Annotated in this window: 1 protein-coding gene; it reads right to left on the bottom strand. The window is 66.1% G+C overall.

What is annotated here, in order from left to right:
* Window positions 1-37 precede the first annotated feature (37 nt).
* A complete protein-coding gene (locus ACYVDG_RS32615; protein ID WP_460764134.1) occupies window positions 38-1,303 on the bottom strand; it encodes an IS256 family transposase in 1,266 nt (421 codons plus the stop codon).
* Between the last annotated feature and the right edge of the window lie 47 nt (window positions 1,304-1,350).

The raw sequence follows: 1,350 nt of genomic DNA, 5'->3' as shown, positions 1-1,350 counted from the left end.
GGGTGTGTCAAGTTAAGGGTGTAACTATTTTTCCTGGTCAGCGGCGTGTCGGGGTCAGCCGGCCCTCGAAGGTCACCTCGAAGGCATTCAGCGCCCGCTTCCACCGGTTGGTCCACTTGGCTCGCCCGGTTCCCTTGGGATCCAAGGCCAGCAACGCCAGGTAGACGCACTTGAGCGCGGCCTGCTCGTTGGGGAAGTGCCCGCGCGCCTTGACCGCACGGCGGATCCGGGCGTTGATCGACTCGACCGCGTTCGTAGTGCAGATGATCCGTCTGATCTCCACATCGAAGGCCAAGAACGGCACCATCTCGGCCCAGGCGTTCTCCCACAAGCGCACGATCGCCGGATAGCGCTGCCCCCAGTCCTCGCAGAACTCGGCGAAGCGCTCCAGGGCCGCCTCCTCGGTCGCGGCGGTGTAGACCGGCTTGAGGGCACGCGCGACCTTCTCCCAGTCCGTGCGCGAGGCGTAGCGGAAGCTGTTGCGCAGCAGGTGCACGATGCAGGTTTGGACCACCGTGCGCGGCCAGACCACCTCCACCGCCTCGGTCATGCCCTTGATCCCGTCGGCCACGAGCATGAGCACGTCCTCAACCCCGCGGTTGCGCAGCTCGGTGAACACGTGCGCCCAGTACTTGGCGCCCTCGCCCCCGTCACCGGCCCACAAGCCCAGGATGTCGCGCTCGCCCTCGGCCGTGACCCCGAGCACCACGTAGATGGGCCGGTTGGCGACCTGGCCGTCGCGGATCTTGACGTTGATCGCATCGACGAACAGCACCGGGTACACCGGGTCCAGGGGCCGGTTCTGCCACTCGGACATGCGCTCCATAGCGGCATCGGTGATGGCCGAGATGGTCTGCTTGGAGATGTTGGCGTCGTAGACCTCGGCCAGGTGGGCGCAGATCTCGCCGTGGGTGAGTCCGCGGGCCGAGAGCGAGAGCACGATCCCGTTGACCCCGCTCAGCCTGCGCTGGCGTTTGCGCACGATCTGGGGTTCGAAGGAGCTGTCCCGGTCGCGGGGTACCTCGATCTCGACGGGCCCGGCCTCGGTGGTCAAGGTCTTGGACCGGGTGCCGTTGCGGGCGTTGCCGGCTGTCTCGGTGGAGCGCTCGTGCTTGGCGTAGCCCAGGTGGGTGTCCATCTCGGCTTCGAGCACGTTCTCCAGGGTGGTCTTGGTCAGCCGTGAGAGCAGCCCGTTCTCGCCGACCAGCTCGATGCCCTCGGCCTTGGCCTTGGCGACCAGTTCCGCGACCAGGGCCTCGTCCGACCTGCCAGTATCCGTCTTGACCTGCGTCTTGTCACTCATGGTGCACTCCTACCCTCTTGGAGTTACACCCTTATCTATACAGTCCC

This window comes from Nocardiopsis oceani, assembly GCF_054777395.1.
The sequence above is the reverse complement of the archived record's forward strand: the minus strand, read 5'-3'. Positions and strand labels throughout refer to the sequence as shown.

Excerpts from the sequence above, each read along its gene's own strand:
- ACYVDG_RS32615 (WP_460764134.1), bottom strand. The coding sequence starts at position 1,303 with ATGAGTGACAAGACGCAGGTCAAGACGGATACTGGCAGGTCGGACGAG.